Source organism: Burkholderia sp. BCC0405 (assembly GCF_902833075.1).
Taxonomy (GTDB): Bacteria; Pseudomonadota; Gammaproteobacteria; order Burkholderiales; family Burkholderiaceae; genus Burkholderia.
On the sequence record NZ_CADFEO010000008.1, the window covers coordinates 222,731 to 236,724 of the forward strand.

The window sequence follows — 13,994 nt, forward strand, 5'->3', positions numbered from 1 at the left end:
GCCGCGCGCCTGCGCTATTCGAGCAGCGCGCCAAGCTGGTCGGCCGCCGGGAACGGCGCGCTCGCCGCGTGCAGATCGCCGCCGAGCGCGTGCGTCAGCTCGGCAGCGGCGGCCTGCACGTACGGCAGGTAATCGGCCAGCACTTTCTTGTTGAAGCGATAGCGCGGCACGCCGAGCGAGATCGCCCCGCTCAGCACGCGGCCGACGCCGAACGCCGGGCACGCGATCGCCGCGCTCTCCGGATCGCGCTCGGCAATCGACACGGCATAGCCCTGCTCGGCCGTCTTCTCGTACTCGCCGCCGCGCGTGCCGGAAAACGCGAGCAGCACGCGCCCCGCCGCGCCGGCGTCGAGCGGAAAACGGTCGCCTTCGCGCAGATGCGTGCGCACCGAGCGCTGTGCCTGGATGCGGAACAGGCAGACGCGCTGGTCGCCCTCGCGCACGTAGAACGCGGCGGTTTCGCCGGTCTGCGCCGACAGCGTCGACAGGATCGGCATCACGTGCTCGCGCAGCTGGAACGATTCGCGATACATCACGCCGAGCTGGAAGACGGCCGGCCCCAGCACGTAGCGCCCGTCGGGCAGGCGCTTGATGAAGCGGAACTGTTCGAGGGATTCGAACATCCGCAACAGCGTGCTCATGTTGAGCCCGGTCGCATCGCTGACCTGCGCGAGCATCAGCCCGCCAGGCGCGCCCGCGAAGGCGAGCAGCGCGGTCAGCGCGCGATTGACCGCGGCCACGCCGCCTTCTGCCTGATTGTTCGTCTCCACCTTGCTCATGTCCGCCTCGTACCGTGCCAGGCGACGACGCAACCCGCATCGCCCAGGGTCATCAAAACAATGAAAGTCACTTTCATTATACGCATGAAGACGATGACATCAACATGAATTCGCATGACCTCATGCGTTCATCTTCTTTCAATTGCTCGCAAATATAGGCGTTAACGATAATCTTGACGAATACCCCAATCGATCACAAAAATGAAAGTAGCTTTCATTTTTCGAGAACAACGATGAATTCCTCTTCCCAACCGGTCTGGCGCTCGCTTCTCTACGTCCCCGCCCACGTCGCCCGCTTCGTCGCGAAGGCCGCGGCCAGCACGGCCGATGCGCTGATCCTCGACCTCGAGGACAGCGTCCCGTTCGCCTGCAAGCCCGACGCCCGCGCCGGCCTCGCCGACGCCGTGCCGATGCTGCGCGCCGCCGGCCGCGACGTGCTGGTCCGCGCCAACGGCCCGCTCGACCTGCTGGTGCCCGACCTGCGCGCGGCCGTGCGGGCCGGCGTGCACGGCGTCGTGCTGCCGAAGGTGCGCGGCGGCTCGCATGTCGAGGCGATCGACGAACTGCTGGCCACGCTCGAGGATGAAGCCGGCGCCGCGCCCGGCAGCACGCGCATCGTCGCGATCATCGAAACGCCGCGCGCGTTCCAGGCGATGGACCGGATCGCGCGCGCATCGCCGCGCGTCGTCGCGATGATGCTCGGCGGCGGCGACTTCGCGCTGAACTGCGAAAGCGGCACCGGCGCCGACGTGCTGCGCGTGCCGAAGCAGTTGCTGATCATCGCCGCGCGAGCGGCCGGCATCCTGCCGCTCGGCCTGATCGACGGTCTCGACGAGTTGCGCGACCTCGAGGCGTTCGAGCGCATCGCCCACGCGTCCGCGGCGCTCGGCTATGCGGGCGCCACCTGCATCCATCCGCTGCAGGTCGATGCGCTGAACCGCGCGTTCCGGCCCGACGACGACGCGGTGCGCAGCGCGCGCGCCGTACTCGCCGCATACGACGACGCTCGCGCCAACGGTCGCGGCGCGCTGCGCGTCGACGGCCGGATGGTCGACGCCGCCGGCGTCGCGCAAGCGGCGCGCGTGCTCGCGCGCGACGCGGCCGTGCGAGCCCGCGCGCGCTGACCCGCGCGACCCGACGATGCGCCCACCCCATCCTCCGATCCCGCTGCCGGGCGTCGCCCGCGCGCGCCGCACGACGCGGGCGAGCGGCCCGGCACGGCACGCCCCGTTCGCCTTCCGCCCCGGATAGCGGGCCAGCGCCGCGCCCCTCGACCCGCGCGGCGCACATCGCGAACAACAACCCAAAACAAGGAGACAGCCCCATGGGCAAGCGAATGTCCGCATTGTGCGGACTGGGCCTCGTATCGGCCGGCGCCTGCGCGCAGACCAGCCTCACGCTGTACGGCGTCGCCGACGTCTACACCGAATTTCTCACCGGCCAGGCCGCGCCGGACGGCAAATCGTCGGCGTCGCTCGGGCGGATGGCCTCGGGCGGCAAGAGCGGTTCGCGCTGGGGCCTGAAGGGCGTCGAGGATCTCGGCGACGGCTGGCAGGCCGCGCTGCGCGTCGAGAGCAGCATCAACCTGACCAACGGCACCGGCGCCGGCTCGGGTGGCTTCGACCGCTCCGCCTGGGTCGCGCTGCAGCACGATCGCTGGGGCGCACTGCGGCTCGGCCGCCAGTACACGACGCTGTTCGACATCATGGAGCGCTATTCGCCGACGGGCGCCTATTCGACGCTGTACGAGCCGGACGGCGCGATCGTCGGCATCAACTATCGCGAGAACAACGTCGTCAAATACCTGGCGAAGCTCGGCGCGCTGACGCTCGAAACGCACTACGCATTCGGCGGCACGGCGGGCGCGTTCCAGTCGAACGCCGCGTACGGCGCGGGCTTCGACTATGCCGGCGGGGCGTTCTCGTTCGCCGCGGCGTTCGACGATGTCCACACGCCGCAACCCGGCGGCTTCGCGCACTTTCGCCGCTACGCCGCTTCCGCACTCGTGCCGCTCGGCCGCGCGCAACTGCTGGCCGGTGTCGAGCACGCGCGCAGCGACATCGCCGCGCCGTCGGTCGTGACGAATTTCACGTTCTGGTGGGCCGGCGTCCGCTACGCCGTCACCGATTTCCTGCAGGTGATCGGCGCGGTCTATTACGAAAACATCCGGGCGCAGAATCCTGCCCATGCACCAACGCCCGCGTCGCGTCCCGCCAGTCCGCAGCAGATCACGCTGCAGTTGAACTACTTCGTGTCCAAGACGGTGACGCTGTACCTGGCGGGCGGCTACGCGCATCGCGCCGCGCTCGACTTCGACAACGACAACTACAACTTTCTGCACTACTCGCTCGCCGCCGATCGCTCGGGCAGCGCGGGCGTCGCGCTCGGCCTGCGCAAGGCGTTCTGACATCGCCCCCCTTCTCCCCGCACCTGAAACCTTCGGAGTCCATCGCCATGAACCGCCGCCATTTCCTTTCCGCCCTGACCGGCGCCGCGTTGACGCTGCCCGCCATGCGCGCCCGCGCCGACGCGTCGCCCGCCGCAAGCGTCGCCGGCCGTGCCGACATGCACGACACCGACCGGCCCGAACTCGCGCGGCAACTCGCCGACTACGCAGCCGGGCTGCAGTATCGCGACCTCGACGCCGCGACCGTCGAAACGATCAAGGCGCACCTGATCGACGCACTCGGCTGCGCGATCGCCGCGCACGACGAGCCGCCCGTGCGCATCGCGCGCAACGCGGCGCTCGCAACGCCCGGCGGCGTCGCGACCGTGATCGGGACGCACCGGCGCACGAGCCCCGCACTCGCCGCATTCGCGACCGGCACGGCGCTGCGCTACTTCGATTTCAACGACGCGTATGCCGGCAAGGAGACCGGCCATCCGAGCGACAACGTCGCCGCGTGTCTCGCGGTGGCCGAAGCGCAGCACGCCGCCGGCCGCGACCTGATCCTGTCGATTGCGATCGCGTACGAAATCGCGTGCCGGCTGATGGACGCCGCCGCCATCAGCCCGCGCGGCTGGGACCACACCTGCTACAGCCTGCCCGCCGTCGCGCTCGCCGCGGGCAAGCTGATGCGCCTGCCCGCGCCGCAACTCGTGCAGGCGGTGAACCTGTCGCTCAACAGCCATCTCGCGCTGAACCAGACACGGGTGCAGCAACTGTCCAACTGGAAGGCGCTCGCCGACGCGGACGCGGCGCGCAACGCGGTATTTTCGACCGAACTCGCCCGCGCCGGCCTCACCGGTCCCGCACCGATCTTCGAAGGGACGGCCGGGTTCTTCGAGCAGGTGTCCGGGCCGTTTACGCTCGATACGGGCGAATTCGGCGGGCGCGGCGGCACGTTCAGGGTCGGCAAATGCTTTGTGAAGTTCTATCCGGCGCAAGGGCTCACGCAAACGGCGATTCCGGCCGCGCTCGCGGTCGCCGCGCAGGTCGGCGACCTGCGGCGCATCCGCCGCATCGAGATCCACACGACCGAAGTCGGCTACGTGACGGCCGGCCGCGATCCGGAGAAGTGGGCGCCGTCCACCCACGAAACCGCCGATCACAGCCTGCCTTACATCGTCGCCCGGGCGATGCTCGACGGCGACATCACGACCCGAAGCTATGCGAGCGCCGCGCTGCGCGACCCGGCATTGCGCACGCTGATCGGCAAAATCACGGTCAGCGCGGATCCGGCGCTGACCGCCCGCTATCCCGCGCATGCGCCGAATCGCGTGACGGCCGTGTGCGACGACGGCGCGATTCATGCGAAGCAGGTGGACGATCTGCCGGGTTCGCCGACGCAACCGATGCAGCGCGACGACTACGAAGCGAAGTTCACGAGGAATTGCCGGCAGCGCTGGAGCGCGGCACGCATGCGCGCCGCACTCGATTACCTGTGGCGGCTCGATGAACAGCCCGACGTCACGACGCTGCCGCCGCTGTTCGTCGTGGGCTGACCCGTGCACGATCGGCGCCACGCGACATCCCACTCAGCCGACGCTGCATGCGTGCGCCGCGACGTCGTCCGCGAGAGACTCGGCAACCGCGATGATCGTGCGACGCATCCAGCCGTGCGCGTTGCTCGCATCGTACCGGCGATGCCAGTACAGCGACCACGCGACCGGCTCCATCGCGAGCGGCAGTTCGCGGATCACGAGACGCGGATCGCCGAGGCTCAGCGCGTGCCGCTCCGACATGATCGCCGCGTACGGCAGCGCATCGAGCATGTTCGGCACGACGAGCCAGTGCGGCACGTTGAGCACGATGCGGCGCTTGCAGTGCATGTTCGCGAGCAGGTTGTCGATCAGGCTGTGGTCGACCGGATTGATCGATACGTTGAGGAAGTCGAGCGCGAGGAACCGCTCAAGCGTCAGCGGCTTGTCCGCGTCGGGATGGTTGCGGCTCAGCACGCAGACCAGCCGGTCGTGAAATACGGTTTCCGACGACAGCGTGCCGGAATGCTCGAGGCCCGCGCTGATCGCCATGTCGAGCCGCCCCGCTTCGAGCGCTTCGGCCGTCTTGGCCGCGCTCGGATGCACGACGTCCAGGCTGATATTCGGCGCCGCCGTGCGCATGCGCCGCAGCAATGCGGGCAGCAAAAGCAATTCGGTCAGATCCGACATTCTGACCGTGAAATGACGTTCCGACGTAAAAGGCTGGAATTGATAATCCGATTCAAATAATTCCTCGATTTGTTGCATGATTTGCCGCACCGGCGAGATCAGTGCCTGGGCGCGCGGGGTCAACTCCATCCCGATCGCGCCGCGCGCGAGGATCTCGTCGTTGAACAGATACCGCAGCCGCGACAGCGCATTGCTGACGGCCGGCTGCGTCAGGCCGACCTTCAGGCCGGCCCGCGTCACCTGTTTCTCGGTCAGCAGCGCATCGAGTATGACCAGCAGGTTCAGGTCGATCGAACGTAGATTCATGATTGTGACCATCCACTAAACGGGTTAATCGCCCCCGGCTCACGATTATCGCAATGGGGAAATCCCCTGATATTTAGTGCAATAAACGAGAATAGTCCAACCTTGACGTTTCAATATTTTTTATATACCCGCCGCCATTGATTCGATTTTTTATTTAAATGACTCGTTTCCCTGGAATTTTTCTGAAAAACGAGTCAATCGGAACCGCGAATCGACGAGTGGAAACGGTTTGCGCCGGCAATCGCGCACGGGCCGCTGCCCACCCGCGCATCAGACCGTCGCGACCGGATTCACCGGCGCACCGACCAGGCCCCGGATATGCAGCGGGGGCGCGGTCAGCAGGAACCGGTTTCGCCGATGCGCACGCAACCAGTTCGCGAGCGGCGTCAGATGCCATAGCTCGCCGAGGTGGATGCCGAGCTTGAACAGGCACAGCTCGTGCAGCGGCATCAGCGCGCCCGGCTGCGCGAGCGGCTGCGCATGCTGCGGCCGCTCCTCGATCGCATGGTTGTCGGCCACGAGCGCGGCAAGCCGCGACTCGTCGATCCACTGCAGCAGGCGGGCGTCGCTGCTGTCCAGCACGCATGCGCTCGCAACGGTCGCGGGCGACCCGCTCTCGTCGTTCAGCAGCAGGTCGGCGAAACCGGTGTGAATGCAGACGATGTCGCCCTGCTCGACGCGCACGTCGTCCTCCTCCATCACGCGCATCAGTTGCGCGTAGCCGATTTTCGTGCGGGCATCGCCGAAGTGATGCCGCAGATCGATCAGCACGCCGCGCCCCTGCACGCCGGTTCGCGCCATCACCTCGATGCCGAGTGCGCGCGCGCCGCCGGTGGCGTCGCCTTCCTGCGGCACCCGCAGATGCTCGCCCATCCGGAAGCCGTTGTAGAACACGATTTCGGGCACGCCGTCGCCATCCGCATCGAATACGCCGCCGACATGCGCGAGACCGTCCCATTGCGTCGAGAACTGCGAATGCATGCAGAAGGAATCGTCGCAGACCACGTCGGTTGCGTTCGCAACCTGTTCGTCCGCGCGATAGCCGAAGTACGGCTTGCCGCCCAGCAGCGCCGGCATGACCGCCGGCGGCCGGCGGCGCGCGTTCAGCCCGCCGCCACGCGGCACGTCGAGCGGCAGGCTCAACGAGAACGACAGGCCTTCGCGCACCTCGGCGACGCCCTGCCGCACGTTGTCCGGGGTCAGCCAGTTCAACCGTCCCTTCTGGTCGTCCGGACCGAAATCGCCCCAGTTCGAGCCGGGCGGGCGCTTGTTCCAGCGTGGTGTGCTCAAGATGGGTCTCCTCCTTTCAGGTTCGAATGCGCGCCGGACGTCAACGCCGCCAGCGCGTCGAGCGGCGCGTCGTCGGCGAGCGCCTGCACCGCGTCGCGCAGTTCGAGCGCGTGCGGCAAGCCGATCGTCGAACTCGCCGCGAGCACGAACTTCGCGACCAGCTCCCGTTCGGTCAGCGGCCGCGAATTGGTGCCCTTGCTCGACTCCACTCGCGCCTCGCGCACCTGCCCGTCGCGCAGTTCCACCCGCAGCACGGCAGGCAGGAAATGCGGGAACCGCGCGTCGCACCACGGATCGGCCACGCAGCGCACCTTCGCGGCCAGCGCACGGCGCGCGGGATCGTGCACGAGCTTGTCGTCGAAATCGTCGAACCAGACGCCGAGCCCGCCGCCGCCGAGCAGCGCGGCCGCAACGGTGTACGGTCCCGAGAACGCCGCCGCATAGCCGTCCGGCGGGCTGGCCTTCAGCGCGGCGGGCTCGCCGATCGTGCGCAGCGTCGACGCCGCGACCCGCAGTTCGGCGGACACCACGTCGTCGGCCGTCACGCCCTGCGCCTTCAACTGCAATGCCGCGTCGATGCCCGGATGCGTGAAGTGGTTGCACGGATACGGCTTGAAGATGATCCGGCTCGTCTCCCAGTCGTGCCCGAGTTCGCGCAGCACCGCGTCGGCGTCGGCCAGCTCGCCGCACCACGCGCGGAAGAAGCCGAAGCGGCCTTCGAGCGCGGTCGGCGGCGCGGTCACGCCCGCGCCCGCCAGTTCCGCCGCGCTCACGCCCGCATGCGCGGCCCAGCCGCAGTGGACCCGCTTCACGGAGCCACCGGTGCGATTCGCTTCGAGCAGGCCCGCGCCCATGCTCGCGGCGATCCCGAGCGCGGCGGCGATTTGCGCGGCGTCGAGCCCGAGCAGCATCGCCGCGGCCGCGGCCGCGCCGACCGTCCCGCAGATCGACGTCGCATGCTGGCCGCGCTCGAAGAACACCGAATTGCCGATCTGCGGGTTGTAGGCGGCCACGCCGAGCCGGATGCAGATCTCGGTGCCGACCGTGATCGCATCGAGCAACGCCGCGCCCGATGCACCGCTCGCCTGTGCGGCGGCCAGCGCGGCCGGAATCACCGACGCGCTCGGATGCAGCACCGACAGCATGTGCGAATCGTCGAAATCCATCGCATGCGCAAGCGTGCCGTTGACGAACGCGGCGCTCGCGGCCGGCAGCCGGTCGGGCGCGCCGATCACGCTCGCCGGGCCGTGACCGGCCCAGCGCCGCGCGACCTGCAGCACGGACTGCGCGACGGGTTCGTCGTGCGCGATCAGGCTGTTGCCGATCAGGTCGAGCACGCGGGCGGCCGCCTCGACGCGCAGCGTGCGCTCGAGCCCGTCGGCGCGCGCCGCCGCCGCGAAGCGGCCGAGCGCGCCGATGATGCCGTCCGGGCTCGCCGGCCTGGCGACAGCGGCCGGTGCGGAAAGCGTGTCGGGCGTACTCATGCCGGGACTCCGTCGCGCCGGAGATGGGCGGCCAGCGCGAGCGTCACACGCGCGTTCGCGATCAGCGGCGGCGCCACGACGCGGCCGTCGGGCAGCACGAACACCGACGATTCGCCGTCCGCCGCGTCGACCGCCTCCAGCACGCGCTCGGCCGCGCGGATGTCTTCGTCCGACGGCGTGAATACCGCGTTGATGACCGGCACCTGCGACGGATGAATCGCGAAGCGGCCGACGAACCCCATCGATTTCGCGCGCAACGTCGACTCCTTCAGGCCCTCGAGATCGCCCAGCGTGTGATAGACCGTTTGAATCGGCCCGTTCAGCCCCGCCGCGCGCGACACCACCACGCAGCGCGCGCGACACACTTCGAGCGTGAAGTTGTCGACGCCGATCCGCAGGTCGGCGCGCAGGTCGCTTTCGCCGAGCCCGATCCGTTCCAGCCGGGGCGACGCGGTCGCGAGCTGGAAGGCCGTCTCCACGCCATACGCCGATTCGATCAGGATCTGGATCCCCGCTTCGCTGCCGAGCGCGTCGAGCCAGCCCGCGACTTCCTGGACATGCGCGGGAAGATCGCACTTCGGCAGACGCAGCGCTTGCAGCGCGGGTAGTGCGATCGCCTCGACGTCGTCGCGGCACCACGGACTCCCGATCGGGTTGACGCGCACGTAGGTCGGCTTCGGCGGGCCGCCCGCGAGAATCGCGGCGGCGGCCTTGCGGGCGTCGACCTTGTGGCTCGCCGGCACGGCGTCCTCGAGATCCAGCACGATCGCGTCGGCCTCGCTCGCATAGGCCTTCTCGACCACCTGCGTCTTGTGCGCAGGCACGTACAGGTAACTGCGGCAGGTTGCGCTCTGTTTCAAATCACACCTCGTTCGGTCAAGTCGGCAAGGTCCTGCGGTTCCAGTCCCAATGCGCCGAATACTTCATCGTTGTGCGCGCCGCGCGACGGCCCGCCCCAGCGGATCGCGCCGGGGGTGTCGGACAGCCGGAACGGCACGTTGTGCGTGCGGAACGCGCCGAGTTCGGCGTCGGGCACCGAAACGACCGAGCCGAGCGCCGCATACTGCGGATCGTCCAGCACGTCGGACACGTCGTAGATCGGCGCGATGGCCGCCTCCGCGCGTTCGAATGCGTCGATCACCTCGGCGCGCGTGCGCTGCCCGATCCAGCCGCCCACCGCCGCGTCCAGCTCGTCCGCATGCTTCGCGCGCTCGACGCCGTTCGCGAACCATGGCAGGTCGATCAGGTCGGCGCGGCCGACGAGCCGCATCACGCGCTCCGCGATGCTGTGCGCCGACGTCGACAGCGCGACCCACTTGCCGTCCGAGGTCCGATACACGCCGCGCGGCGAATTGTTCGGCGAGCGGTTGCCGGTGCGCTCGGGCACGCGCCCCGTCTGGTCGTAGCTCGCGATCTGCGCGCCCATCGCCGCGAGCATCGTCTCGATGATCGCGAGATCGACCACCTGCCCGCGCCCGGTACGATCGCGCGCCTTCAGCGCCGTCATGATCGCGAATGCGGCGGTCAGCCCCGCCACCGTGTCCGCCAACGGAAACGACGGAAGCAGCGGCGGCCCGCCCGCCTCGCCGGTGGCCGCCGCCAGCCCGCTCATCGCCTCCGCGAGCGTGCCGAAACCGGGGCGGCGCGCATACGGGCCGAACTGGCCGAAGCCGGTCACCCGAACGAGCACGAGCCGCGGATTGATCGCGGACAGCACGTCGTAGCCGAGCCCCCAGCGCTCCAGCGTGCCGGGCCGGAAATTCTCGACCACCACGTCGGCCTGCGCCGCCAGCTCGCGAAAGATCCGCTGGCCGTCGGATGCGCCGAGATTCAGCGTGACCGCCCGCTTGTTGCGCGCGACCACCTTCCACCACAACGGCACGTCGTCGCGGCGCGCACCGTACTTGCGCGCCGGATCGCCCGTCGGATGTTCCACCTTGATCACGTCGGCGCCGTAATCGGCGAGCATCGTCGCCGCGAGAGGGCCGGCGAACAGCGTCGCGGCGTCGATCACGCGAATGCCGCCGAGCGGCGCGCGGCTGGAGCTGTCCGACGCCGTGCCGGCGTCGACCTCCCCGGTTTCCACAAAGGCCATGGCGTTCTCCTGCGAGTCAGATTGCACGGCGCGCCGTGCGCCGCCATCGTCTGCATGACTAATCATCGTGCGACGATGCAGGCACGGCGCGCGCCCCGCGGCTTAGACCGCGTTGATCCGATAGATCGGGAAATACGTCTCGATCTTCCCGTTCAGGTAATCGGACGCCAGCTTCGGCACGTCGTCGAAATCGAAGATTTCGGTCGGTTCCTGGCCGATCCAGCCGGTCGACTCCTGGAAGTCGCGAATCGTGATGCTGTCGTCGTAGCGCCACGCGTGCGTATGGATGTGCAGGCGGCGGTTGATGCACTCCGTCGCGCGCAGGTTCCACAGGCGCATCCCGGTTTTCCAGCCGACCGTCGCGACGATGCCGGTGCGGCCCGTCACGCGCATCGTCGCGCGATACAGCGCGCCCCCGAGATTGTCGAGGAAGATCGCGACGCCACGGCCGCCGCTCAGCTCGGCGATCGTCTCGGCGAATACGCGCTCCGACTCTCGGTAGCGTGCCTGGTATTCCGGATCGGCCCGGTAGCGCGCCTCGTCATACGCGAGATCCGGAAACTTGCGGCGGTCGACCGGCGTGATGCCGAGCTTCGCGAGCTCCTCGAGGCGGCGATCGTTGCTCGCGGTCATCGCGACGCGAAAGCCTTCGCGCTTCGCGAGCTGCAGCTCGGCCAGCGTCGTGCCGCCGCCCCAGCCGAACACCAGGTTGTCGGCCGGATCGACGTCGGGCAATTGCGAACGCCAGCACGCCGACGCGACCTTCCAGTTGTCCCATGCGGTGAAGTAGCGGCCGTAGGTCGCCCATTGCAGCAGCGAGTGGCGGCTGTCGGTCGGCACCGGCACCAGGTTGTCGGCGCGCATCTTGGTGCGCTGCGCCATCACGCCGATCGTGCCCGGCGCGTCGTACGCGTAGACGAGTTCGGCGAACCCGTATTCGTCACGCTTGCCGAACGGCATCACCATGCAGATCTCGCCGTCCTTCAGCGCATTGGCCGCGCTGCCGCGCTCCAGGACGCGCACCAGCGCGCCGTTGCCCAGCACGATCTTGTCCTCGCGGCGCTGGCGACAGATATCGACCGGATTGCGCGACAGCGCATGGTCAAGGTTCGCTTCCCACGATCCGTACAGCGGCTCGACGAGCACCTCATCGGCTTCGAGACTGGAAAATTCGAAGGTTTCACGGCGCAGCTCGCCCGCAACGGGCGGCTGCTGCCGGGTCGGTTCCGGTCCCGCGTAGAGAACCCATGCATCGGTCTTGATCATCGCCATTCCTCGGTAAACGATTGATGTGTGCAAAAGCGCGCCGAACGATTCGCCGGCTTCAGCGCGACTGAGCCTGCTCCAGTGCCGCCTCCACGTCTGCCGCCGCGGCGACCTGCCCGAGCTTCGGGAAGATCTGGGTCAGCGCGAACGTCTGCGCATCGGCCGACGAGGTGCTGACCGCGTCGCTCACGATGACGACGTTGTAGTTGTTTTCGTATGCCTGGCGCGCCGTCGATTCGACGCCGATATTGGTCGCGATGCCCGTCAGCACGATGTCGGTGATGCCGCGGCGGCGCAGCTGCACGTCCAGGTCGGTGCCCGTGAACGCGCCCCACTGATGCTTCGTCACGACGATGTCGGACGGCTGCACGCCGAGCGCCGGCGCGAACGCGCTCCATTCGGGATCGAGATTCGGCGGCGACGACGGCGCATCCGTCTTCACCTTCAGCGCGACGCCGCCGTCCGGCAGGTAGCTCGTGTGCACGTAGATGACGGGCAGCCCCAGCGCGCGGAAAGCCGCCGCCAGCTCGACCGTCTTCGCGACCACCTGTGCGCCGGTATAGGGCGTGACCGGCAACGAGACGATGCCGTTCTGCAGATCGATGGCGACGAGCGCGGCGGTGCGATTGAGCGTCGGAATGGACATGTAAAACCCTCACTTTTGTTGTGGAACGGAAGAAATGGCGGCGTCGAGGTGCCGGCTCGATACGGCATTGAGCAACAGCAGCACGCTGATGACCGCCAGGACAACGGCAAGCTCGCGCAGGCCGTGATCGCTCGCCGGATGACCGAGCGCGAAACCGACGAGCGCGAACGACAGGCTGCCGCCGACATACTGCGCGGTGCGGTACAGCCCCGAGGCCGTGCCGATCCGGTCGTGCGGCGTACTCTGGTAGAGCGTGGCCTGATTGCCGAGATTGTTGAACCCGTTAGGAATACCGAACACGATGGACAGCAGTACGATCGCCGCGACAGGCAGGCTGCTCGTCATCAGGCTCATCACGACGCTGCCGATGCAGAGCATCGCGGAACCGATGACCAGCACCGGGCGCGGGCCGTGACGGTGCACGATGCGGGTCGCGAGCATCGTCGTGACCGTGCCGATGCCGGCGACCGGCAGCATCACGAGGCCGGCATCGGCGGCCGACAGTCCCCTCGCCTCCTGCAGCCACATCGGCAGCGCGTAGAAGATCGCGTAGAACACCGCATAGGTGCCGACGCAGCGCAGATACGTGCCGAGCAGCGGGCGGTTTTCGGCCAGCATGCGAATGTCGATCAGCGGCGCCGCGGCCTGGCGCTCGCGGTGGATCAGCAGCGGCACCAGCACGAGCGTCGCGGCCAGCAGCAGCCAATCGGGTTCGCGCGTCACCGATTGCAGGAACAGCAGCAGGCTCGCCAGCGTCAGCACGAACAGCACGACGCCCGGCAGGTCCAGTTCCTTCAGCGTGTCGCGCGCCTGCGCGCCGCGACGGACGGGGTCGGCCGGAATCCACAGCCACGCGAACAGGAAGGCGGCCAGCACGATCGGCACGTTGATCCAGAAGATCGCGCGCCAGCCGGCGAACTGCACGAGCGCGCCGCCGAGCGGCGGGCCGAACGCGACGGCGACCTGCGCCGCGATCGAAATCGCGCCGAGGCCGCCCGTCGGCGTCGCGCCGTTCGCGTGCTGCTGCGACCACGCACGAATCATCGCCATGCCGGCCGGATAGGCGGCGGACGTGCCGATACCGAGCGCGACGCGCGATGCGATCAGCCAGCCGAGCGTCGGCGCGAACGGCGCGAGCGACGACGCGACCAGCACGATCGCGAGGCCGAGACAGAAGATCCGCTTCGCACCGAAGCGATCGGCGAGCCGCCCCATCGTCGGCTGGCCGGCGGCCGTCGCGAGATAGAGACCCGACACGAGCCACAGCGTATCGATGCGCTCTTGCGCGGCGCCGTGCGGCGCGAACGCCTGCTGGATGCTGACGAGCGCGACCGCGATCATCGACGAGTTCAGCGCGTTGAGCAGCGTGCCGAGCACGATCGGCCCCACCAGCTTCGCCGGCAGGCGCAGGCCCGCGTTGCGTCGGTCGTCGCCGTCTTCGGGCGGGCCGCCGGCGGCTGAATGCGCCGCGTGCCCGGAGCGAACGTGAGTCGTTTTCATGGCGCCTTCGCGTGGTG

General features: G+C 68.6%; 12 protein-coding genes. 3 read left to right on the plus strand and 9 right to left on the minus strand.

Features of this window, described 5'->3' with window-relative positions; genetic code table 11:
* Positions 1-14 precede the first annotated feature (14 nt).
* Complete coding sequence (locus HWX36_RS15990) at positions 15-779, minus strand: IclR family transcriptional regulator (RefSeq protein ID WP_175953012.1); 765 nt, start codon at positions 777-779, stop codon at positions 15-17.
* 233 nt (positions 780-1,012) lie between these two features.
* Between HWX36_RS15990 and HWX36_RS15995 the strand changes: the two genes are divergently transcribed.
* From HWX36_RS15995 to HWX36_RS16005, 3 genes are all read left to right on the plus strand, one after another.
* Entirely contained in the window at positions 1,013-1,903 is an 891-nt protein-coding gene (locus tag HWX36_RS15995) for a CoA ester lyase (RefSeq protein ID WP_175953013.1), read from the plus strand.
* Between the two features lie 200 nt (positions 1,904-2,103).
* The gene (locus tag HWX36_RS16000) at positions 2,104-3,186 is read left to right on the plus strand and encodes a porin (protein ID WP_175953014.1); all 1,083 of its coding nucleotides are present in this window, start codon (positions 2,104-2,106) and stop codon (positions 3,184-3,186) included.
* A 47-nt stretch (positions 3,187-3,233) separates the two neighbouring features.
* Positions 3,234-4,724 carry an MmgE/PrpD family protein gene (locus tag HWX36_RS16005; RefSeq protein ID WP_175953015.1) on the plus strand — a complete coding sequence of 497 codons (1,491 nt, stop codon included), beginning with the start codon at positions 3,234-3,236 and terminating at the stop codon, positions 4,722-4,724.
* A 33-nt stretch (positions 4,725-4,757) separates the two neighbouring features.
* On the opposite strand, the gene HWX36_RS16010 is transcribed toward HWX36_RS16005, so the two are convergent.
* The 8 genes from HWX36_RS16010 to HWX36_RS16045 all read right to left on the minus strand — a co-directional run bounded on the left by HWX36_RS16010 (position 4,758) and on the right by HWX36_RS16045 (position 13,977).
* A complete protein-coding gene (locus HWX36_RS16010) occupies positions 4,758-5,696 on the minus strand; it encodes a LysR family transcriptional regulator (protein ID WP_175953016.1) in 939 nt (312 codons plus the stop codon).
* A gap of 270 nt (positions 5,697-5,966) precedes the next feature.
* Positions 5,967-6,986: a cyclase family protein gene (locus tag HWX36_RS16015; RefSeq protein ID WP_175953017.1), complete on the minus strand. Its 1,020-nt coding sequence runs from the start codon at positions 6,984-6,986 to the stop codon at positions 5,967-5,969.
* On the minus strand, positions 6,983-8,470 hold the full coding sequence (locus HWX36_RS16020; RefSeq protein WP_175953018.1) for an MmgE/PrpD family protein: 1,488 nt from the start codon (positions 8,468-8,470) through the stop codon (positions 6,983-6,985). The genes HWX36_RS16015 and HWX36_RS16020 overlap by 4 nt, the downstream gene beginning before the upstream one ends.
* The gene (locus HWX36_RS16025; RefSeq protein WP_175953019.1) at positions 8,467-9,330 is read right to left on the minus strand and encodes a CoA ester lyase; all 864 of its coding nucleotides are present in this window, start codon (positions 9,328-9,330) and stop codon (positions 8,467-8,469) included. Before HWX36_RS16025 ends, HWX36_RS16020 begins: the two co-directional genes overlap by 4 nt.
* Positions 9,327-10,565, minus strand: a complete 1,239-nt coding sequence (locus HWX36_RS16030) for a CoA transferase (RefSeq protein ID WP_175953020.1) — start codon at positions 10,563-10,565, stop codon at positions 9,327-9,329. The genes HWX36_RS16025 and HWX36_RS16030 overlap by 4 nt, the downstream gene beginning before the upstream one ends.
* Positions 10,566-10,667: 102 nt before the next feature.
* On the minus strand, positions 10,668-11,831 hold the full coding sequence (locus tag HWX36_RS16035; RefSeq protein WP_175953021.1) for a zinc-binding dehydrogenase: 1,164 nt from the start codon (positions 11,829-11,831) through the stop codon (positions 10,668-10,670).
* Between the two features lie 58 nt (positions 11,832-11,889).
* Positions 11,890-12,477, minus strand: coding sequence for a hydrolase (locus HWX36_RS16040; RefSeq protein ID WP_175953022.1), 588 nt, complete (start codon positions 12,475-12,477; stop codon positions 11,890-11,892).
* 9 nt (positions 12,478-12,486) lie between these two features.
* Positions 12,487-13,977 carry an MFS transporter gene (locus tag HWX36_RS16045; RefSeq protein ID WP_175953023.1) on the minus strand — a complete coding sequence of 497 codons (1,491 nt, stop codon included), beginning with the start codon at positions 13,975-13,977 and terminating at the stop codon, positions 12,487-12,489.
* Positions 13,978-13,994: the final 17 nt, after the last annotated feature.